Genomic DNA, 21805 nt, shown 5'->3' with positions numbered 1-21805 from the left:
GATCCCCGCCCCGTCAGCGCGGCAGGCTCGCGCGCAGGGCTCCCTCGAGCTCCGGGTGCTCGAACACGAAGCCGCTCGCGGTGAGCTTCTCCGGGAGCACCCATCGGCTCTTGAGGATCAGCTCGGTCTCCGTGCGGAGCATCATCGCCCCCAGCTCCGAGACCCAGCGGGGCATCGGGGGCCCGATGCGTGCCCCGGTCACCCGGCGCACGAGCCGCATGAGCTCGGCATTGGTGCGGGGACCGGGGGCCGCGGCGTTGACGGGCCCGGACAGGTCCTCGGCGCCTTCGAGGTGATCGAGGATCCGGGCGACGTCATCGAGGTGCACCCAGCTGAAGCGCTGCGCGCCGCGCCGGGAGCCCGGCACGTGCGCGGTGCCGGCCTCGACCCGGGCGGGCGTCACCGGCCAGGTGCCGCCCCAGTTCGCCCCGCCCAGACCGCGCCGGGCGAGCGTGCGGAGCACGGCGAGCACCCCGCCGTCACCCAGCACGATCGCCGAGCGCAGCGCCACCCGGCGCGTGGCCGGCAACGGGACCCGCGTCAGCTCGGTCTCCCAGGCCCGCGCCACGTCCACCGAGAACCCCGTGCCCAGCTCCCCCGTGGACTCCGTCTGGGGGCGGTCCATGGCGTGGCGGTAGATCGTCGCGGTCGAGGAGTTCACCCACAGGGCCGGCGGATGCTCGGTGCGCTGGATCGCACGGGCCAGGGCCGCGGTGGTCCCGACCCGCGAGCGGACGATCTCGGCCCGGTTCGTCGGCGTGTAGCGGCAGTCGACGCTCTTGCCCGCGAGCCCGATCACGAGGTCGGCGCCGTCGACGGCGCGCGCGATCCCCTCGGGATCGTCCCAGCTCAGGTCCGCTGCGCCGCGGCCGATGGTGCGCACCTCCCGGCCCTGCGCGCGGTAACGCTCCTGGAGGTGACGGCCCATGAAGCCGCCCGCCCCGCCGATGACCACGCGGCCGTTCCTGGAATCCTCGGCGGTCATGGCGTCCGTGGCGTTCATGGCGTCCTCGGCGGTCATGGCGTCTCCTGCTCGATCTCGTAGGTGAAGGTGCCGGTGTAGGCGTGCAGGCGCCCCAGCAACGGCAGATCGATCGTGAGCGAGACCCGCTGGGTCGCGCCGCAGCACCCCGCCTCCTCGCGCAGCCGCACCCGAGGCGAGCCGAACGTCGTGAAGACGCCGCGTCCCGCGCCCTCCTCGTCCGGTCCGAGGGAGGAGAAGTAGGTGGTCAGGCGCGGATCGAGCTCCGTGCGGCGTGCGCCGAGCGCGCGTTCGTAGGGCGAGCGCGCCGGTGCCGGCGGATCGGGGGTCGGGGTGCTCACGGCAGCGCCCTCACGTCGCGGTCGGATCCTTCGCGGCCCGCTCGTGCGGCGACTCCTCGGCGGCCGCGGGGTCATCGGCCAAGAAGGCGTTGAGCCAGCGTGCCCGCGGGTCGGCATCGACCAGGAGCTCCTTGAACAGCAGCGTCATCGGCACCGAGAGCAGGGCGCCGGCGGCCCCGAGCACCCAGGACCAGAACAGCACCGACAGGAAGGAGATGCTCGCGCTGACGCCCACCGCGCGGCCCGTGACGCGCGGCTGGACCAGACCTTGGATGAGCATCGCGACCGCGGAGCAGATGAGGACCACCAGCAGCGCGGTGACGGGCCCCTCGTCCAGCAGCGCCATGAGGGTCGGCGGGATCATCGCGAAGATGAAGCCGATGTTGGGGATGTAGTTGCACAGGAACAGCAGCACGGCCCACACCGCGGGCAGCGGCACACCCAGCGCCCACAGCGCCAGGCCGTCGATCACCGAGACGACGGCGCCGAACAGCGTGGTGACCACCCAGTAGGTGCGGACGCTGCCGGCGAACTCGTCGAGGGCGACGTGCACGCGGGGGTGCTGACGTGCCACCACCGCGAGGCGATCGGGCAGCCCGGCCGCGTCGAGGCCGAAGAACACGATGGTCGCGACGGTCGCCGCAAGCAGCGCCCCCACCGCTCCGACCGAGCTCACGGCCTGGTTGAAGACGCCGAAGAGGCTCGAGAAGTTGAAGGTCGAGAGCCAGTTGTCGATCTGGCTCTGGCTCACGCCGACGCGTCCCAGCAGATCGAACGCGGAGCCCAGGAGCGCATTGAACTGCGGGCCGTAGGACGGCAGCTCAGCCACCAGCTGCGCCACCGCCCAGCCGATCGCCGCGAAGAACGCGACGAGGGCGATGAGCACGACGACCATGCTCACCAGGGAGCCGACGATCCGCGGCAGTCCCAGGCGGCTGAGGGCCCGGCCCAGCGGGTGCACGGCGATCATGAGGTTCAGGGCCAGGAAGATCGGGACGATCAGCGCTGCCAGCTCCTGCATCCCGCTGATGACGATCCAGGCGGCCGCGAGGGAGACCAGGATGAGCGCGCCCCGCGGCAGGAGGGCCGTGACGGTCCCCAGCGGGCCGGTGGTCGACGGGGACGACGCCCCCGCACTGCCCTCCGACCGTCCGACGGCGTCCGCCGCACACGCGGCGCCGTCCCCGCCACCGCCCGGAGCGTCCGCGCTCCCGTGCTGCTCCGGGCCCGGCGCCCCTGCACCCACGGCGCTCTCCGACGCGTTCATGACGCCTCCTCCCGGCGCCGCAGCGCCTCGTACAGCACGATGGATCCCGCCGCGGCGGCGTTCAGCGAGGAGGCGGAGCCGGCCATCGGGATGCTCGCCACGACGTCGCAGCCCTCGCGCCACGCGGCGCTCATGCCGGTGCGCTCGCTGCCGATCACGAACAGCACCGGGCCCTCGATCGGGGCGCCGGGCAGCGTCACGTCGCCGTGCTCGTCGGTGCCGATCACGGTGAACGGCGCTCCCCCGTGCTCCGCGCTGCGCGCCCAGGACAGCACCTCGCGGACAGAGTCCTGGCGCACCACCGGCACGGCGAAGACCGAGCCGGTGCTTGCCCGCACCGAGGCGGGGTCCCACGCATCGGCGCTGTGTCCCGTGGTCACGAGGCCGCTGCCGCCCAGCGCGTCCACCGAACGGGCGAGGGAGCCGATGTTGCCGGGGCCCGCGGGACGGTCGAACACGACCACGACGGGCGCGCCGTCGCGTGGGATCCGGGAGAGGTCATCGGCCGGCAGCTCCACGAGGGCCAGCAGCTCGGGGGCGCCGTCCTCACGCTCGCCGAGCTCGGCCAGCAGCTCGGGGGCGACCCGCACGACGGGGCCTCCGTGCTGGTCCAGCACGTCCTGGGCCCAGCGCGAGCGGCGGTCCCGACCATCGCTCAGCAGCGCCGTGACGGGCACGCCATGCTCGAGGGCCTGCGTGATCGGGCGGACGCCCTGGACGATCAGCTCGCGGCTGCGGGTGCGCTGGGTGCGGTTGGTCAGCAGCGACTCCCAGTGCTGGAAGACGGCGTTGCGTCGCTCGACGCGGGCGGGAAGGGCCGTGCGGTGGGCGCTCACGCGATCGAGTATCCCTCGCGGACGCCCCCGAGCGAGGCGCGCACCACCAGGCGGGGCGACGGGAGCACCCGCACGGCGGGGCGGCCGGTACGGGCGGTCTCGCGGACCAGCTCGACGCCGGCGGCGCCCATCACCATCGGATCGCGCTCGATCGACGCGATGGCCGGCGGCCGCAGCCGCAGGCCCGGGGCGCTCTCCCACGAGGCGAGCGCGACGTCCCCGGGCACGCTCAGCCCGCGGCGGTCCAGGGCGCCGAGCACGGTGAGGGTGATGAGCTCGTCCTCGCACAGGATCAGGTCCGGCAGGCCCGCGCGCACGAGCTGCTCGACGTAGCCGTCGAGGGTCGCGGCCGCCGCATCCTCGTCGTCCTCGGCCACGGGCAGGACCTGCACGGCCTCGATGCCATGCCGCGCGGCGCCCTCGAGGGCGCGCAGGCGCTCCCGGCCGTGGAGGAAGGGGCTGACGGTGTGCACCCAGGCCATCGACCGCACGCCCTGGTCTGCGACGTCGCGCAGCAGGTGGTCCATGGTCTCGTGGTCGTCGACGGCCACGCAGGAGGTGCCGGGGTGCTCGCGGGTGTCCCCGAGGAACACGGCGGGCAGGCCGATCCGGGCCAGCAGCGCGGGCCGCGGGTCCTCGACGTGCGGGTTGACCAGCAGGACCGCATCGACCCGGCTCTCGGCGCGCCAGGTGCGCAGGGCGGCCAGCTCCTCCTCGAGCGAGCCGACCACCTTGAGCACGAGGGCGTCGGGGCTGCCGGTCAGGCCCTTCTCGATGCCCGCGACGAGGTGCATGTAGAAGCCGTCGCGGGAGACGGTGGTCGGCGGGGCGGTGATGATCAGGCCGATGGCGCCGACGTGCGAGGTCGACAGCGCCCGGGCCGCCGCGCTGGGGGTCCAGCCGAGCTCCTCGGCCTTGGCGAGGATCTGGGCCCGCCGTGCGTCGGACACCCCGGTCCGACCGTTCAGCGCGAAGGACACGGCAGTGGCGGAGACGCCGCATTCGCGCGCGATATCGGAGATCGTGGGGCGACGCATTCCCCGATGATACGCTGGCTAAATCGCTTAAGTCATGGCGCGTCGACCCCTGCGGTGGCGAGCCCGGGACGCACCGAAGCACCCCGGGACCCGCTCGCATCGGCACCCGGACGCCGCCCGACCGAGCGCACCACGACAGACGACCGAGCACGATCTCCGAGGACGGTGACCGATGAACGCTGCGAGGATCGGGGTCAACTACACCCCGCGCCGCGGATGGTTCCATGCCTGGCAGCACCTCGATCCCGGCGAGATCCGCGAGGACCTCACCCAGATCGCTGGGCTCGGCCTGGACCACGTGAGGATCTTCCCCCTGTGGCCGCTGCTGCAGCCCAACCGCACCCTCATCCCGCCGCAGTCGGTGCAGGACGTCCTGACCGTCGCGGACCTCGCGGGCGAGCAGGGCCTCGACGTCTCCGTCGACCTCCTGCAGGGGCACCTCTCGAGCTTCGACTTCCTGCCCGCCTGGGTGAGCACCTGGCACCGCCGCAACATCTTCACCGACCCCGACGTCGTGGCCGCCCAGCACACCCTCGCGCGCGTCCTGGGCACCGAGCTCGCCCAGCGCCCGCACGTCACGGGCATGACGCTGGGCAACGAGATCGGCCAGTTCGCACGCCCCGACCACCCCGATCGCGAGCAGCTCAGCCCCGCGCAGGCGACCGCCTGGACCGCGGACCTGCTGCGCACGGTCGAGGGCTTGTGGCCCGACGGCCGCCACCACCACAGCTTCGACGACGCCGTCTGGTTCACCGACGAGCATCCGTTCACCCCGGCGTCGGCCGTCGAGCTGGGCGCCTCGACCACGGTGCACTCCTGGGTGTTCACCGGCGCCGCGCAGCGCCTCGGCGCCCACGACCCGGGGCTCGCCCTCTTCGGCCGCTACCTGATCGAGGTCGCGGACCTCTGGCACCGCCTGCTCGACGTCCCCTCCGCGCGCCGGATCTGGCTGCAGGAGATCGGCGCCCCCACCCCGTGGGTCCGTCCCGAGGACGCCGCGCAGTTCGCCGACGCCTCGCTGCGCGCGGCCCTGGCCCACCCCCGGGTCGAGGCCGCCACCTGGTGGTGCTCGCACGACGTCGCCCGCTCCCTGGCCGACTTCCCGGAGGTCGAGTACACCCTGGGGCTGTTCGACGAGGCCGGACGCGTCAAGCCGATCGGCGAGGCCGTCGCCCGGATCGCGGCGGAGCTCCGGGAGGGCGCGACCGATCCCGAGAACCCCGCGACCGTCGGCCCGCGGGTATCGTCGTCCGCGGCTTCGGGATCTGTCCCGTCGGGGTCCGGGTCCGCGGTGTCGGATCGGTCGGCGTCCGGGGGCTCGGAGTCGGTTCGATCGGCGTCCAGGTCCGCGCCGTCCGGGGCGGAGCCCGGTCAGATCCGTGTCCCGCGGATCGCGCTCGACGGCAGCGACCGTTCGGTCCTCGCACCCCGCGGCGAGGTGTTCCGCACCTGGATCGACGCGGCTCTGACCACCGGCCCCGCCCGCCTCGAGCCGACACCCGGCTGACCGGGCCCGACCCACCGCACTCGACACCGGCCCCCTCGATCCGCCGTACTCGGCATCGGCCCCGGCCCGCCGCACTTCACACACTCGACCCGACGCACGACCACCCGCACCACCTCGCACTCCCCCACCGCAACGACGCATCGAAGGAGCCACCATGCACGACACCCGCACCACGAGCGAGGGGCGCGTCGAGCGCTTCCTGCGCGAGACCGTCCCCGCCCGCCGCCACCTCGCGACGGCACCGATCACCATCGAGGCCTGGGAGGTGCCGGACGAGCCGGTGCCCTTCGCCGAGGCCCGCACCCAGACCTTCCGGCCCATCGCCGAGGGCGACCGCTGGGGCCGCCCCTGGTCGACCCTGTGGCTGCACGTCACCGGCGAGATCCCCGCCACCTGGGTCGCCGACGACACCCGCGACGTCGAGCTGCAGCTGGACCTGTCGTTCACGAACATGCCCGGCTTCCAGGCCGAGGCCCTGATCTGGACGCCCGACGGCGAGACGATCAAGGCGATCAACCCGTACAACCAGTACCTCACCGTCACCCCGGGCGAGCCCATCGACCTCTACATCGAGTGCGCCGCCAACCCCGACGTCGCGGGCTCCTGGACGTTCGCACCCACGACGCTCGGCGACAAGGCCACCGCAGGCCAGGACCCGATCTACGACCTCACCCGGCTGCGTCTGGCATGGCGCTCGCGCAGCATCTGGGAGCTGGAGCAGGACCTCGTGGCCCTCGACGGCCTCATGAGGACGCTGCCTCTGACCTCCCCGCGCCGCGCGGACATCCTGCGCGCGCTCGGCGAGGCCCTCGACGAGGCCGATCCGGACGACCTCCACGCGACCGCCCCCGACGCCCGCCGCGCGCTGCGCCCGGCCCTGGACAAGCCGGCCAACGCCTCGGCGCTGACCGTCGTGGCCACCGGGCACGCGCACATCGACTCGGCGTGGCTGTGGCCGCTGCGCGAGACCCGCCGCAAGTGCGCCCGCACCTTCTCCAACGTCTGCTGGCTGCTCGAGCACGACGACTCGCTGACCTTCTCGTGCTCCTCGGCCCAGCAGTACCAGTGGATCCGCGACGACCACCCCGAGCTGTTCGCCCGCATCGCCCACCACGTCGCCGCGGGACGCTTCATCCCCGTCGGCGGCATGTGGGTCGAGTCCGACACGAACATGCCGGGCTCGGAGGCCATGGCCCGCCAGTTCATCCACGGCAAGAAGTTCTTCCTCGACGAGCTCGGGGTCGAGACCACCGAGACCTGGCTGCCCGACTCCTTCGGGTACTCCGCTGCGCTCCCGCAGATCTGCGCCCTCGCGGGCAACGAGTTCTTCCTGACGCAGAAGGTGTCCTGGAACCAGTACTCGACGTTCCCGCACCACACGTTCTCGTGGGAGGGCCTGGACGGCACCACCCAGTTCACGCACTTCCCGCCGGCCGACACGTACAACGGCCAGCTCACCGGCGCCGAGCTCGCGCACGTCGAGGCGAACTTCAAGGACAAGGGCGCGAGCCACATCGGCCTGACCCCCACCGGCTGGGGCGACGGCGGCGGCGGCCCCACCCGCGAGATGATCGCGGCCCAGAAGCGCTTCGCGGACCTCGAGGGCGCCCCTCGCGTCGAGTGGTCCACCCCGCGCGACTTCTTCGAGCGGGCCCAGGAGGACTACGCCGACGCCCCCGTCTGGAACGGCGAGCTGTACCTCGAGCTGCACCGCGGCACCTACTCCTCGCAGATCCGCGGCAAGCAGGGCAACCGTCGTGCCGAGGCGCTGCTGCACGACGTCGAGCTGTGGAGCGCGACCGCCGCGCGCCTGGTGCCGGGCTTCGAGTACCCCTACGCGGAGATCGACCGCCTATGGGACACGGTGCTGCTGCTGCAGTTCCACGACATCCTGCCGGGCTCGGCGATCGCCTGGGTCCACCGCGAGGCCGAGCACTCCTACGAGAGCGTGCAGAGCCGCGGCGAGGAGCTCGTGGCCCGCGCGCTCGGCGCCCTCGACCAGGAGGACGGCCAGGCGCGCGTGCTCAACGCCGGCTCGACCGTGCGCGACGGCGTCGCGGCGCTCGGGGGCGGGACGGCCCGTGGGGGCGTCGCGTCGGCCGATGGGACGACGTCCGGTGCTACCGACGCGGCCGATGGGACGACGTCCGGCGGAAGCGTCGCGGTAGGCGGGACGGCGTCCGGTGATGCCGTCGCGGCCGGCGCCCCGCGCGTCACCGAGGCTCCCCGCACCGTCACGATCGACACGGAGCACCTGCACCTCGTGATCGACGACCAGGGGCTGCTGCGCTCCCTGCGCGCCGGCGCCGAGGGCCGCGAGGCCATCGCCCCGGGCGCCGCGGGGGCCCTCCTGCAGCTGCACCGCGACACGCCGAACGCCTGGGACTCGTGGGACATCGACGAGTTCTACCGTCGCACCCGTCGTGACCTCGAGGCCGAGAGCGCTCCCGAGGTGACGACCGCCGAGGATGGCACCGTCCGGGTGCGGGTCGCCTACCGCACGCGTCCCGCCGAGTTCGACGACCGCCCCTACGAGGCGGCGCCGAGCGTGGGCGCGGGCTCGCGGATCGAGCTCACCTACTCGGTGGTGCCGGGCGCGACGTCGCTCGGCATCGACCTGCACCTCGACTGGCACGAGCGCAAGAAGGTCCTCAAGCTGGCCTTCCCGCTCGACGTGCGCGCCGCCGTGATGAGCAGCGAGATCCAGTTCGGGCACATCGATCGGCCGATCCCCGTCAACACCCTGGCCGATGCCGGGCGCTTCGAGACCTGCGCGCACCGCTGGGTGCGGACGGCCGAGCCCGACTTCGGGGTGGCGCTGGCCAACGACGCGAGCTACGGGCACGATGTGCGCCGCGTGCTGCGGGCCGACGACGGCGGGACGACCACGGTGGTCCGCGCGACCGTGATCCGTGCGGCCGAGTTCCCCGACCCGGCGGCCGAGGAGGGCGAGTACACCCTGCGGTACGCGATCCGCCCCGACGCCTCCGTCGACGACGCGATCGACCTGGGCGAGTCCCTCCACCACGTCGAGCGCTCCGTGCGTCGCACCGAGGACCTCGCGCCCGTCGCGCAGGTGACCGAGGGGCGCGCCCGGATCCAGACCGTCAAGCTCGCCGAGGACCGCTCCGAGGACCTCGTGGTGCGCCTGTACGAGGGAGCAGGCCGCCGCGACCGGGCCGTCGTCCGCGTGCCGGGTGCCCGCGAGCTCGAGGTCGTCGACCTCCTCGAGCGCCCCTTCGCCGAGGGCGTGCCGCTCGCGCACCGCTCGGCCAAGGCCGCCGGCGAGGAGCTCGAGCTGGACCTCGGCCCCTTCGAGATCGCGACGGTGCGCGCCCGCTTCTGACGCCCGGGGCCGGGCCGGGGACACCCGCGCTCGGCCCCGGGCCCGCCCTTCTCATGCCCCTCGTCGGGCCGGGCCCGCCCTACTCACGCCCCTCGTCGGGCCGGGCCCGCCCTACTCACGCCCCCCGTCGGCCCCGGTCCGACCGTGCCCGCGTCCGGCGCGGGGCGGTGAGCACCGCTGACGGGACGTCCTCACTCAGCACGGCCGTATATGGGCATTCCTGAGCCAGGACGTCCCGTTCCGCACGGCAGATCCGGGGCTCCCCCGCCTTCGCCATCGGTTCGTGGAGGCCCGCATGACCTGTGCTGGAGCCATGCACTCACACCCGACTCCGCCTGCCCGAACACGAGCGAGCACCGCCAACGGGACGTCCTCACTCCGCACGGCCGCATACGGGCCTTCCTGAGCCAGGACGTCCCGCGACCCGCCGCGACCACGAGTCCACGAGTCCGCGAGCCCCATGAAGCCCCGCGGCGGAGGTCCGCAGCGCACGACGAAGCCCCGGGCACCGTGCGACCCCCGACCCCAAGGCCCCGCGACCCCAAGGCCTCCGACCACCCGGCCGGTCGTATTGACACCGCGCCCGACTCGTCCGATCATGATTTAGCGCTTTAGTAGGTGCGGGTCGTCGTCGACCCCGTGGCCCTGAGCCACTCGCGTTTCACTTCGATGGAGAGGTAAACCCCATGCACACCACACGACGCTCCGTCCTCGTCGCAGGAGCCGGGATCGGCGGCCTCGCGCTCGCGGGCTGCGGTCTCGGCGGAGGCGGCGCCTCCTCGGAGGACGCCGAGAAGCAGGCCACCGAGGGCAAGGTCGAGGGCGAGGTCAGCTTCCAGACCTGGTCGCTCAAGAACGAGAAGTTCACCCCGTATTTCGAGAAGCTCGTCAAGGACTTCGAGGCCAAGTACCCCGGCACCACCGTGAAGTGGGTGGACCAGCCCGGCGACGGCTACCAGGACAAGGTGCTCTCCCAGGCCAACTCCGACTCGCTGCCCGACGTCATCAACCTGCCCCCCGACATGGCGTACCCGCTGGCCACCGGCAAGTTCCTGCTGGACCTGGGCAAGGTCGACCCGGACCTGGCCTCGGTGTACGTCGAGGGCGGGCTCAAGGCCTACCAGTTCGACGGCATCGACGGCTCGTTCGGCCTGCCCTGGTACCTGGGCACCGACATGAACTGGTGGAACCTGGCCGAGCTCGGCGCCTTCGGTGTCGACGAGTCCTCCCTGCCCACGAGCCTGGACGAGCTGTTCACTCTGGCCACGAAGGTGCACCAGGACGGCGGGAAGAACCCCGTCGTCTCCTCGATGCCCGAGATCGTGATCACCAGCACCGACAAGACGTTCGACTTCAACACCGCCGAGAACGTCGCGGTGGTCCAGAAGTACGCCGAGCTCTACGCCGCCGGCGCCATGCCGCCCGAGGTCCTCAGCAACGACTACGCGGGCAACACCACGCTCTACACGCAGGACAAGGTGCTGTGGACCACCGCCACCTCGACCTTCGCGACCGACCTGGCCACCGACGCCCCCGGTCTCGTCGAGGGCACCGTGCCCACGCCCCGCTTCGGCACGCCGCCGCTGTTCGTGCAGGGCGTGAGCGTCTCGGGGTCGTCCAAGAACGCCGCGACCGCCGTGGCGCTGGCGAAGTTCCTCACCGACGACGCCAACCAGATCGCCTTCGCCAAGCTCGCCCAGGGGTTCCTCCCGGGCACGCAGAAGGCATCGGCCGATCCCACGCAGTTCGCGGACACCGGTGACAACGCGCTGCTCAAGAAGGGCTCGGAGATCGCCGCGACCTCGATGAAGACCGCCGAGGACATCACCAACGTGCTGTGGACCGAGGACATGAAGACCAACCTCACCCAGCAGCTGTCGCGCGCCCTCAAGGGCGAGATCAGCGCCCAGGACGCCCTGGACGCCGCCGTGAAGTACGGCAACGACAACCTCGACAGCTGAGCGACCGACCACGGCGATGACGGCCCGGGCCCCGCAGCCCGGGCCGTCACCGCGGAGAGCAGGAACACATGCGCAGCTACCGGACCTGGGTTCCCTGGGTACTCGTGGCCCCCGCCCTGATCTGGGTCACGGCGTTCGCCCTGTGGCCCTTCATCAACACGATCATCCTGTCGTTCACCGACGCGCGCCCCCTGACCGGCGGGCAGTTCATCGGCCTCGACAACTACGGCGCGATCCTCCAGGACGACAGGTTCTGGAACGCCGTCGTCACGAGCCTCGTCTACGCGCTCGCGTGCGTGCCCCTCCTGACCCTGCTGCCCCTGCTGCTGGCGCTGCTGGTGGAGAAGCAGATCCCCTTCATCTCGGCGTTCCGCACCACGTTCTACTTCCCCGTCATCGCGTCGGTCGTGGTCGTCGGCCTGATCTGGTCGTGGCTGTTCGACTCCCGCGGCGTCGTCAACGAGGCGCTGCAGGCCGTCGGCGCGATCGACGGGCCGATCCCCTTCCTCGCCAGCCGCTGGGGCCTCGTGGCCACGGCCGTGCTGCTGACGGTGTGGAAGGGCCTGGGCTACTACATGGTCGTCTACCTCGCCGCGCTCGGGAACGTGGGCAAGGAGCTCCACGAGGCCGCCGCGATGGACGGCGCCGGCGCCGTACGACGCTTCTGGTCGGTCACGGTGCCGGGCGTCCGAGGGGCGATGTTCCTGGTCAGCGCGTTGATCACGGTGAGTGCGATCCGGGTGTTCACCGAGCTGTACGTGCTGTCCAACGGCACCGGCGGTCCGGGGGGCGAGGCGATGAGCATCGTCATGCTGGTCCAGCAGATCGGCACCGGGCTGCAGGGGCGCCTCGGCTACTCCTCGGCGATCAGCGTGCTGCTGTTCTTCATCACCATCGGCCCGCTGCTGCTGGTGGCCTACCTCAACAACCGCGGCGAGAGCACCGGGCGCACGCCCGGCCGACGCCGAGCACGGAAGGCGGCACGATGACCACCGTCGAGGACCAGGACCGCGTCCCGGCGAGCGCGGCGGCGCCCGCACCGCGCCGCACCGACCGCCCCTGGCGCACGCGCGGGGCCGGCGGCTTCGGCAAGCCGACCCGCTCGGGTCTCGCCGTGCGCTACCTGCTGCTGGCGCTGATCCTCGTGATCGCCGTCGGCCCGTTCGTGTGGCAGCTGTCGACCTCGCTCAAGGGTCCCGGCGACAACATCTACGCCTTCCCGCCCAAGCTGATCCCCGAGGACCCGACCTTCGCCAACTACGGCCGCGTCGCCTCGACGATCCCGATCCTCCAGTACGCCTGGCACTCGCTGATCGTCGCCGGGACCCTCGCGATCGGCAACGTCGTCCTGGCGACCCTGGCCGGCTACGCGCTGGGCTGCCTGCGCTTCCGCGGCAAGGCGATCGCGATGGGCGTGCTGCTGTCGACCCTGCTGCTGCCCGGGGAGGTCACGATCATGAGCCAGTTCCTCACGATCCGCGCGCTCGACCTCACCGACTCCCTGGCGGGCGTGATCCTGCCCGGGATCGTCGGGGCGATCAACGTGCTGCTCATGACCGCCGCCTGCCGATCGATCCCGCAGGAGCTCATCGAGGCGGCGACGATCGACGGCGCGAGCACCTGGCAGGTGATCCGCAACGTCGTCTGGCCCAGCGTCCGCGGCATGGCCAGCGTCGTCGCGATCTTCGCGTTCATCGGCGGCTGGGACGACTTCCTGTGGCCGCTGATCGTGCTCACCGACCCGGACAACTACACGCTCACCGTGGGCATGCAGTACCTGAACTCGAACTTCGGCCAGGACGTGCGCGTCGTGGCCGCGGGGACGATCATCGCGCTGCTGCCGATCATCCTGTTCTTCGCCGTGTTCCAGCGGTTCTTCTTCCGCGGGGTGGAGCAGGGAGCCGTCAAGGGGTGACGGGGCCGTGGGCCCGGGGGCCATCGGTCGGGAGGCCGACCGGTGCCGCCGAGGACGCTGCCGGTACCGCGTGGGCCGTGCGGCATCGGCCGCGGGACGCGAGTCATCCACGCGCGAGCCCCGCCGACGGGACGTCCCCACTCAGGTCGGCCGTATACGGGCCGTGCTGAGCGAGGACGTCCCGTGACCCACGGGCATCGACCTGGGAGCGGCGCGGACGCCGCCTCCCCTGGCACCGGGAGCCGATGCCGGGAGACCGGGCGGGTCGCCGACCGCCCACCACCAGCCACCAGCCACCAGCCACCCCACCTCACACCCGCCGCCAGTCCCCCTGCTGCGGCGACAGCTCCCGGTCCAGCACGAGGCTCGCGGCGCCGATGGCCCCGACGTCCCCGCCGAGCGCCGAGCTCCTGAGCTCGGGCTCCGCGCCATCGCGTCCCGGGGGGCTCAGGTGTCGTTCGACCTCGGGGAGGGAGAACTCCTCGAGCGCGCCCCAGGCGGGGCCGCCGATCGTCACGAGCTCCGGGTCGTGGATGCCGACGAGGGTCCGCACGGCGATGGCGAGCGCACGGCCATGGCGGGTGAGCACGCCGCGCGCCGATGCGTCCCCGTCCCGCGCCCGCACGATCAGCGCGTCGAGGCCCTCCTGCGCCGCCAGCGGCGAGCCCGGCGCCTCGGATCCCGGCCTTCCCGAGGCCGCGGCATCCGCGCCGACCAGCGCCATGACGTCGGTGTACAGGCCCAGGCATCCCGGGCGGCCGCAGCCGCACAGGGTGTCGTCGATGCCCGTCGGCAGGTGGCCGATCTCCCCGGCCTGGTCGGAGGCGCCCCGATGCACGACGCCGTCGACCGCGAGGGCGGAGCCCACGCCCGAGCCGACGTAGAGGTACAGGTGGGTGCCCTCGGTGTGCCGCGTCGCCCACAGCTCGCCGGTCAGCGCCGCGGTGGTGTCCTTGTCGAGCCCGACGGGCAGGCCGGTGGCATCGGCGAGGAGGTCGGCGACCGGGACGTCGCGCCACCCCCGCAGCCAGGGCGGGTCCACGATCCGGCCGCGCGCGGTGTCGATCGCGCCCGGGGTCGCGACGCCGATCCCGAGCAGTCCTCCGACGAGTCCCGGGTTCCCGCCGTGCCCGGCGGACCACACCTCGGCATGCGCCTCGGACAGGGCCTGCGCGATCCGGCCGATGTCGGCGCGCGCGTCCTCGCTCGGCGCCGCGAGGGAGCGGCGCGCGAGGACCTCGCCCGCCACGTCCAGGATGACGAGGGTGATGCCGACGGGGTCGATGTGCACGCCGGCGGCCACGAGGGACCGCGGGGCGATGCGCAGCAGGGTGCGCGGCTTGCCCCGGGCCAGCGGCTCGGTGCCGGCGACCTCGATCCGCCCGGCCTCGAGCAGGCGCCGCACGATGAGCGAGACGGCCTGGCGCGAGAGCCCGCTGTGATCGGCGATCTCGACCTGGGCGATCCCCTCGCGCCGGTGCCGGACGTTCTGCAGCACGACCTTCTCGTTGTAGTCCCCGACGTCGGGCATCGACGATCCGCGCATGGGGATCCTTCCGGACGTCGTCGTCATCGCGGCCGGTCGCGGCGGACCGTCCTTCCGGGACCGTAGCGGTCCCACCTCTTCCGGGTGAAACGGATGTCACGGACCGCCATCGCTCCGCGGTGTCGAGAAGCCCTCCGTCGACGCCCTCGCCCGGCCGCAGGGACGGACATCCACGGAGCGGACGGGCGCCCCGAGCGGAGGGCCTTGCATTAAGTCTATCGCTATGAGTAACCTCGCTCACACCGAGATGCCGAACCGGCGGCATCCGCGTCCCGCACCGTCGCGCGACCTCGGACCGATGGTCGTCGACGATGACAACCTCCAGGAGACCCTGTGACCCCACCCCTGCGCATCGCCGCCCTCAGCGCGTGGCACGTCCACGCCGAGGAGTATGCCCGAGCCGCCCAGGACCACCCCGAGACCGAGCTCGTCGCGGTCTGGGACGACGACGCCGAGCGCGGCGCCGACCTGGCCGCGACCCTGGGCGTCGAGTTCGCCCCGGACCTCGACGCGCTGCTGGCCCGCCCGGACCTCGACGGCGTCACCATCACGACCGCCACCACCGACCACTCCGCCGTGATCGGCGCCGCGATCGCCGCGGGCAAGCACGTCTTCACCGAGAAGCTGCTGGCCCCCACCGTCGCCGAGGCCCAGCAGCTCCTGGACGCCGCACGCGAGCAGGACGTCGCCGTCGTCGTGTCCTTGCCGCGCCTGAGCCACGCGTACACCGTGGCCCTGCGGCAGGTCCTCGACAGCGGTCGCCTGGGTCGCATCACCTACTCGCGGGTGCGCCTGGCCCACGACGGCTCCGTCGCCGACTGGCTGCCGGCCCGCTTCTACGACCCGGCCGGAGCGATCGGCGGCGCGTTCTCGGACCTGGGTGCGCACCCCGTCTACCTGACCCAGCTGATCCTGGGCGACGCCCTCGCCGTCACCGGTGCCACCTACACCGACATGACCGGCCGCGGCGTCGAGGACAACGCCGTGGTCACCGTCGTGGACTCCGACGGCGCCATCGGCGTCATCGAGACCGGCTTCGTGTCCCCCGCCAGCCCCTTCTCCATCGAGGTCCACGGCACCGAGGCATCGGTCTCCTTCGGCCTCGACGGCGAGGACGCCCTCGTGGTCCGCACCCGCGACGGCCTCGAGCGCGTGACGCTCCCCGCGGAGGACCCCACCCCCTTCGAGGCCTGGGTGCAGGACATCCGCACCGGGTCCCGCAGCACCGACAACCAGCAGCGCGCGGTGGACCTCACCGCGCTCGTCGTCGCCGCCAACGCACTCGCGGCGCGCACCACCACCCCTGAGGAGAACGCATGACCACCGCACCCATCCGCATCGGCATCATCGGCGGCGGCGGGATCGCCAACGCCCACCTGGCCGGCTACCGCGCCGCCGGCGACACCGTCCGCATCACGGCCGTGGCCGACGCCCAGCCCGAGACCCTCGCCGCCCGCGTCGAGGAGACCGGCGCCCGTGGCTACAGCGACTTCACCGAGCTGGTGAAGGACCCGGAGGTCGACGCCGTCGACATCTGCCTGCCCCACCACCTCCACCGTGCGGCCATCGTCGCGGCCGCCCAGGCCGGCAAGCACATCCTGTGCGAGAAGCCGCTGTGCCTGACCGCGGAGGAGGCCCGCGAGGTGCGTGAAGCCGTGACCGCCGCCGGCGTCACGCTCATGTGCGCCCACAACCAGCTGTACATGCCTGCCGTCGCCGAGGCCAAGCGCCTGCTCGACGAGGGCGCGCTCGGCACCGTCTACGAGGTCCGCACCACCGACTCGTTCTACAACGACTTCGACCCGGAGAACATGGGCTGGCGCGCCCACGCCAAGACCTCCGGCGGCGGCGAGTACATCGACACCGGCTACCACCCCACCTACCTGCTGATGCACCTCGCGGGCGGCGTGCCCACCGAGGCGTTCTCGATGATGTCGACGCACCGCCTGACGTTCATGGAGGGCGAGGACTCCGCCCAGGTGCTCGTGCGCTTCGACAACGGCAGCGTGGGCCAGCTGGTCACCTCGTGGGCCTACGCCGCCGCGCCCGGCACCGAGCGGTTCTCCGTGGTCGGCGAGAAGGGCTCGCTGAGCTCGGACGGCACGACCCTGCGGGTCGCCCTGCACGGCCAGGAGGAGCAGGTCACCACCTACGAGCCCGTCGACACCTTCGCCGCCGAGATCGCCGACTTCGTGACGTGCCTGAACACCGGCCGTCGCCCTCTGCACACCGAGGTCGAGGGGATCGCGGTGCTCGGGATCATCCTCGCGGCGTACGCGTCCAGCGCCTCGGGGAAGCTGGAGGGGGTGATGACGCTGTGACCGCGTCGACCGCGACCCGGAGCGCCGCCCCGGCGGCTCCGGGCGCGGGTCGTCCCCGCCGTCGGCGCCGGAAGATCACCGGGTACCAGAAGCGCAACCTCCGCACGGCGATGCTGTTCATCTCGCCGTGGATGGTGGGCGTGCTCGTCTTCATCGTCTACCCCGTGACCTACTCCGTGGTGCTGAGCTTCACCCGGTACTCCGGGATGGAGGCCCCCACCTGGGTGGGCATCCAGAACTACGTCACCGCGGTGACCGACCCCCTGGTGGCCAAGGCCGCGTCCAACACCATCTTCTACGCGGCGATCGCCGTGCCGCTCGGGCTCGTCGTCGCGCTCGTGCTGGCCCTGGCGATGAACCAGAACGTCCGTGAGGTCGCCTGGTACCGCACGATCTTCTACGCCCCCTCGCTCATCCCCGCGTTCGCGATGTCGTTCATCTTCATCGTGTTCCTGAACCCGCAGTTCGGCGTGTTCAACCGGATCCTCGGGATCTTCGGCGGCCAGGACGTGAACCTCCTGGGGGATCCGACGGGAGTGAAGATCGCGATCATCCTCATGGCGCAGTTCGGTGCGGGCAACGCCGCCCTCATCTTCCTCGCCGGGCTCCGCAACGTCCCCAAGACGCTCTACGAGGCCGCCCGCGTGGACGGCGCGAGCCCGATGCGCCAGTTCTTCGCGATCACCCTGCCCCTGCTCTCCCCCGTGCTGCTGTTCAACCTCATCACCGGGGTGTCCGGGGCCCTGCAGGTGTTCACCGAGGCGTACATCGTCACCAACGGCACCGGCGACCCCGACCAGGGCGCCCTGTTCTACATGATGTACCTCTACAAGAACGCCTTCGGATTCGCCGAGCTGGGATACGCCTCCGCCCTCGCGGTGCTGCTGTTCCTGGTCGGCCTCGGCCTCGCGCTGCTGATTTTCTGGCTGTCGCGTCGCTTCGTGAACTACGACGTGGAGGCGAACTGATGACCAGCACGCTCAAGACCTCGACCAGCGCGATCACCGAGCGATCGGTCAAGCGCGCCGAGGACGCCGATCAGCTGAACCGACGGGCCGACGGGACCAAGCGGCCGTGGTACTCCACGGCCATCGCCCGGGTCGTCATGATCGTCCTCAGCCTGTTCTTCCTGCTGCCGCTGTACTGGATGATCTCGTCCTCGCTGAAGTCCAACGAGGAGCTCGCGACGTTCCCGCCGACGCTCATCCCGCAGTCCTGGGACTTCTCCAACTTCGTCAAGGCCGTCACGGCCATGCCGTTCCTGCAGTTCTTCGCGAACTCGGCGATCATCACGATCTCCGTGGTGATCCTGTCGGTGCTCTCGAACTTCATCATCGCCTACGGCTTCGCGTGCATCGACTGGCCGGGACGCAACAAGGTGTTCTACGTCGTCATCGCGACGCTGTTCCTGCCCTTCCCGGTCACGCTCATCCCGATGTTCGACATGTGGGCGCGTCTCGGGGCGGTCAACACGCTGTTCCCGCTGATCATCCCGGCGGCGTTCGGCTCCGCGTTCTACGTGTTCCTGCTGCGGCAGTTCCTGCTGCAGATCCCCCAGGACATGCTCAATGCCGCGCGCGTCGACGGGGCGAGCGAGTGGACGATCCTGTGGCGCCTCGCCTTCCCGACGGCCAAGCCGGCTCTGACCACCGTGGCGATCTTCGCCGCGGTCGGCGCGTGGAACGACTTCATGGGTCCGCTGATCTACCTGCAGGACTCGCGGGTCCAGACCCTGTCGATCGGCCTGCAGACGTTCCGCTCCGTCAACGCGCAGGACGTGCAGTTCAACCAGCTGATGGCGGCGTCGTTCCTCGTGATCCTCCCGCTGCTGCTGCTGTTCTTCGTGTTCCAGCGGTACTTCATCCGCGGCATCACCATCGGAGGCTTCAAGTGATCGACAGACGACATTTCCTCGGCGCCGGCGGGGCTGCCGCCGCGACCGTCGCGCTCGGGGCCTGCGCCCGCAGCGGCGCGGCGGGAGACAGCACCGTGCGGTACTGGGGCATGGGGGCCTCCGACAAGGACAAGGACGAGGCGGTCCGCGAGGCCTTCCTCAAGACCCCGGCCGGAAAGGGCGCCGAGGTCATCATCAATCAGGTGCCCTCCAACGGCGCCTCGGACATGAGCCAGATCATCACCGCCGTCCGCGGCGGCACCGCACCCGACCTGTGGTGGATGGACCGGTTCAACGCCGTGCAGAACGCCTCGATCGGGCTCATCGAGCCCCTCGACGAGCTCATCGAGAAGTACGAGGACGTCTCGGTCGAGGAGTTCAAGAAGCAGTGGATCCAGTTCGCCGTCGACGAGCTCACCTACGACGGGATGCTCTACGGACTGCCCACCTCCACCGACGCGCGCGGTCTCCTGTACAACGAGGAGGTGCTCAGCGCGGCAGGGCTCGATCTCGACATGTTCGATCCCACGCAGCACACGCTGACCTGGGACGAGCTGCACGAGGTCGCCACCACGTGCATCAAGACCGATGCCAAGGGCAACTACGAGCAGCTCGGCTGGGCGCCGTGGCTCGAGCAGGGCTGGCCCTACACCTGGGGATTCGGCTTCGGCGCCGAGGCCTACGACAACGCCACGAGCACCGTGGTGCTGGACAGCGAGGAATGGCTCTCGGTGTTCCAGATGTACAAGGACTGGGCCGGGGACTTCCCGTTCGCCCGGGTGGACACGTTCATGGCGACCTACCAGCCGCCCAACGCGCCGCCTGCTCAGACGGCCATGTTCTCCGGACGGATGGGCCTCATCACGACGGGTCCGTGGCAGATCCAGGCCAACGAGAAGTACGCCCCGGACCTGCCGCTGAAGTGGACCTACCTCCCCGTCAAGAAGGAGGGCGACCCGATCTACACCTGGTCGGGCGGACAGTCCCTCGTGATCCCCAAGGGCACGAAGGTCACCCGGACGATCTGGGAGTACCTCAAGTTCCACGCCGGGTATCCGGGGCAGGCGATCATCCAGCCGCTGCTGGGCAACCTGCCCACCAACCTGCAGGCGATCCAGGAGCGCAAGTACAACCCGGGAGCCGAGATCTTCCGCGACATGCTCTCCGGGTCCACCTCCCGCCCGCCGCTGCCCACGGGCGCGGCGATCTGGGACGCCCTGGACCGGGCCAAGAGCTCCGTGCTCTTCGGCTCGGCGACTCCGGCGCAGGCCATCGAGACGGCCCAGGCGTTCGTCGCGCCGAAGATGGCCCTGTTCCCGGGCTACAAGATGCCGGACACCTACGGCAAGCCCAGCCCGGTCCCGGACAGCCCACCGGTCACGGCCTGAGGGGTCGGGGGCGCCCACGGGCCGACGACCCCCGGGCGCGTCGCGGGCCGGGTGGGCCCCGGGGCACGCTTCCGTTCCGCGGATGACAGGTACGGGACGTCCTCACTCAGCAAGGCCGTATATCGGCCTATCTGAGTGAGGACGTCCCGTACGTCGTTCCCGGCAGCGCGATCCCGCGATTCGCGCCGTGAACCCGTGGCGATGCCGCCTAGCACCACGAGGCCCGCAGGTCGTCGGCGCCTCCCCCGCAGTCGGCCCGTGAGGCCGACCGATCACCTCACCCGCGCGAATCGGACTCCAGCCACGCGCCCCACTTCTCACGACGGTGCTCGGCCTCGACCATGCGCACCGTGCCCGAGGCCGAGCGCATGACGAGCGACTGTGTGATGATGCGGTCGCGGTCGTAGCGGACGCCGCGCAGGAGGTCGCCGTCGGTGATGCCGGTGGCCGCGAAGTAGCAGTTGTCCGAGGTCACGAGCTGATCGGTCGACAGCACGGCGTCGAGGTCCAGGCCCGCAGCCAGTGCCTTCTCGCGCTCGGCGTCGTCGGTGGGGGCCAGGCGCCCCTGGATCACGCCGCCGGTGGCCTTGATCGCGCACGCGGTGACGATCCCCTCCGGCGTCCCGCCGACGCCCAGGAGCATGTCGACCCCGGTCCCGGGGCGGGCTGCGGCGATCGCACCGGCGACGTCCCCGTCCATGATGAACTTGACCCGCGCTCCCGTGGCTCGGACCTCCTCGACGAGGCCTGCGTGGCGCGGCCGGTCCAGGATGCACACCGTGACCTCCCCGACCGGCTTGCCGAGCGCCCGGGCCACCGCCAGCACGTTCGTCTCGACGCTCTCGCGCAGGTCCACGGCATCGGCCGCCTCGGGGCCGACCACGAGCTTGTCCATGTAGAACACGGCAGAGGGGTCGAACATCGAACCGCGCTCGGCGACGGCGAAGACCGACAGGGCGTTGTCGTAGCCCATCGCGGTCAGGCGGGTGCCGTCGATGGGGTCGACGGCCACGTCGACCTCGGCGCCGGAGCCGTCCCCGACCTCCTCGCCGTTGAACAGCATCGGCGCCTCGTCCTTCTCGCCCTCGCCGATCACGACGGTGCCGCGCATCGCGACGGTGTCCATGAAGGAGCGCATGGCGTCGACGGCGGCGCCGTCGGCACGGTTCTTGTCGCCGTGGCCCACCCAGCGGCTGCCGGCGATCGCGGCGGCCTCCGTGACGCGGACGAGCTCCATGGCGAGGTTGCGGTCGGGCGGGGTGGGCTGGCGGCGGTCTTCGTGGTTCGCGGTCACCGGGGATTCCTCCGTGCTCGGGATCGTGGTCCACCCGATCCGCCGCATGCGGCGTACGGCGATGTCGACGACGTCGGCGGCATCGGGCTCGGGGTCGAGTCTACGGGCGGGGTGTTCTGGGCAGGGGCGTTCTGGGCGGGTCCCCTCGGCCACGGGCGATGCGCGGGCCG

The 21805-nt window shown here is 71.7% G+C and carries 17 protein-coding genes; 10 read left to right on the top strand and 7 right to left on the bottom strand.

The features are described from left to right. Positions 1 to 13: 13 nt before the first annotated feature. From ACT3TZ_RS10685 to ACT3TZ_RS10665, 5 genes are read right to left on the bottom strand one after another with little or no spacing between them, the layout of a single operon-like run. A complete protein-coding gene (locus ACT3TZ_RS10685) occupies positions 14 to 1021 on the bottom strand; it encodes an epimerase (RefSeq protein ID WP_444583402.1) in 1008 nt (335 codons plus the stop codon). Then, complete coding sequence (locus ACT3TZ_RS10680; RefSeq protein WP_444583401.1) at positions 1018 to 1323, bottom strand: hypothetical protein; 306 nt, start codon at positions 1321 to 1323, stop codon at positions 1018 to 1020. Before ACT3TZ_RS10680 ends, ACT3TZ_RS10685 begins: the two co-directional genes overlap by 4 nt. A gap of 10 nt (positions 1324 to 1333) precedes the next feature. Beyond that, complete coding sequence (locus ACT3TZ_RS10675; RefSeq protein ID WP_444583400.1) at positions 1334 to 2590, bottom strand: AI-2E family transporter; 1257 nt, start codon at positions 2588 to 2590, stop codon at positions 1334 to 1336. Next, positions 2587 to 3426 carry a TrmH family RNA methyltransferase gene (locus tag ACT3TZ_RS10670; RefSeq protein ID WP_444583399.1) on the bottom strand — a complete coding sequence of 280 codons (840 nt, stop codon included), beginning with the start codon at positions 3424 to 3426 and terminating at the stop codon, positions 2587 to 2589. Before ACT3TZ_RS10670 ends, ACT3TZ_RS10675 begins: the two co-directional genes overlap by 4 nt. Beyond that, positions 3423 to 4463 (bottom strand): LacI family DNA-binding transcriptional regulator, encoded by a 1041-nt coding sequence (locus tag ACT3TZ_RS10665; RefSeq protein WP_444583398.1) that lies wholly within the window; start codon positions 4461 to 4463, stop codon positions 3423 to 3425. Before ACT3TZ_RS10665 ends, ACT3TZ_RS10670 begins: the two co-directional genes overlap by 4 nt. Before the next feature lie 172 nt (positions 4464 to 4635). On the opposite strand from ACT3TZ_RS10665, the gene ACT3TZ_RS10660 reads away from it, so the two are divergent. The 5 genes from ACT3TZ_RS10660 to ACT3TZ_RS10640 all read left to right on the top strand — a co-directional run bounded on the left by ACT3TZ_RS10660 (position 4636) and on the right by ACT3TZ_RS10640 (position 13192). After that, entirely contained in the window at positions 4636 to 5970 is a 1335-nt protein-coding gene (locus tag ACT3TZ_RS10660) for a glycoside hydrolase 5 family protein (protein ID WP_444583397.1), read from the top strand. A gap of 154 nt (positions 5971 to 6124) precedes the next feature. Next, entirely contained in the window at positions 6125 to 9316 is a 3192-nt protein-coding gene (locus tag ACT3TZ_RS10655) for an alpha-mannosidase (RefSeq protein WP_444583396.1), read from the top strand. 686 nt (positions 9317 to 10002) lie between these two features. Further along, complete coding sequence (locus ACT3TZ_RS10650) at positions 10003 to 11277, top strand: ABC transporter substrate-binding protein (RefSeq protein ID WP_444583395.1); 1275 nt, start codon at positions 10003 to 10005, stop codon at positions 11275 to 11277. Between the two features lie 68 nt (positions 11278 to 11345). After that, complete coding sequence (locus tag ACT3TZ_RS10645) at positions 11346 to 12266, top strand: carbohydrate ABC transporter permease (RefSeq protein WP_444583394.1); 921 nt, start codon at positions 11346 to 11348, stop codon at positions 12264 to 12266. Beyond that, positions 12263 to 13192, top strand: coding sequence for a carbohydrate ABC transporter permease (locus ACT3TZ_RS10640; RefSeq protein WP_444583393.1), 930 nt, complete (start codon positions 12263 to 12265; stop codon positions 13190 to 13192). Before ACT3TZ_RS10645 ends, ACT3TZ_RS10640 begins: the two co-directional genes overlap by 4 nt. A gap of 310 nt (positions 13193 to 13502) precedes the next feature. Here the strand turns inward: ACT3TZ_RS10640 and ACT3TZ_RS10635 are convergent, their stop codons facing one another. Next, entirely contained in the window at positions 13503 to 14738 is a 1236-nt protein-coding gene (locus ACT3TZ_RS10635) for an ROK family transcriptional regulator (protein ID WP_444583392.1), read from the bottom strand. A 333-nt stretch (positions 14739 to 15071) separates the two neighbouring features. Here ACT3TZ_RS10635 and ACT3TZ_RS10630 point away from each other — a divergent pair, with 333 nt between their 5' ends. From ACT3TZ_RS10630 to ACT3TZ_RS10610, 5 genes are read left to right on the top strand one after another with little or no spacing between them, the layout of a single operon-like run. Continuing rightward, complete coding sequence (locus tag ACT3TZ_RS10630) at positions 15072 to 16058, top strand: Gfo/Idh/MocA family protein (RefSeq protein ID WP_444583391.1); 987 nt, start codon at positions 15072 to 15074, stop codon at positions 16056 to 16058. Next, on the top strand, positions 16055 to 17059 hold the full coding sequence (locus tag ACT3TZ_RS10625) for a Gfo/Idh/MocA family protein (RefSeq protein ID WP_444583390.1): 1005 nt from the start codon (positions 16055 to 16057) through the stop codon (positions 17057 to 17059). The genes ACT3TZ_RS10630 and ACT3TZ_RS10625 overlap by 4 nt, the downstream gene beginning before the upstream one ends. Then, positions 17056 to 18027: a carbohydrate ABC transporter permease gene (locus ACT3TZ_RS10620; protein WP_444583389.1), complete on the top strand. Its 972-nt coding sequence runs from the start codon at positions 17056 to 17058 to the stop codon at positions 18025 to 18027. The genes ACT3TZ_RS10625 and ACT3TZ_RS10620 overlap by 4 nt, the downstream gene beginning before the upstream one ends. Continuing rightward, positions 18027 to 18953 carry a carbohydrate ABC transporter permease gene (locus ACT3TZ_RS10615; protein WP_444583388.1) on the top strand — a complete coding sequence of 309 codons (927 nt, stop codon included), beginning with the start codon at positions 18027 to 18029 and terminating at the stop codon, positions 18951 to 18953. The genes ACT3TZ_RS10620 and ACT3TZ_RS10615 overlap by 1 nt, the downstream gene beginning before the upstream one ends. Further along, positions 18950 to 20341, top strand: coding sequence for a twin-arginine translocation signal domain-containing protein (locus ACT3TZ_RS10610; protein ID WP_444583387.1), 1392 nt, complete (start codon positions 18950 to 18952; stop codon positions 20339 to 20341). Before ACT3TZ_RS10615 ends, ACT3TZ_RS10610 begins: the two co-directional genes overlap by 4 nt. Positions 20342 to 20618: 277 nt before the next feature. Here ACT3TZ_RS10610 and glpX read toward each other — a convergent pair whose 3' ends face one another. Continuing rightward, complete coding sequence (gene glpX / locus ACT3TZ_RS10605) at positions 20619 to 21578, bottom strand: class II fructose-bisphosphatase (RefSeq protein WP_444583434.1); 960 nt, start codon at positions 21576 to 21578, stop codon at positions 20619 to 20621. Positions 21579 to 21805: the final 227 nt, after the last annotated feature.

Source organism: Brachybacterium sp. AOP25-B2-12 (genome assembly GCF_052378625.1).
Taxonomy (GTDB): Bacteria; Actinomycetota; Actinomycetes; order Actinomycetales; family Dermabacteraceae; genus Brachybacterium.
This window is presented reverse-complemented; position numbering and strand designations above follow the sequence as displayed.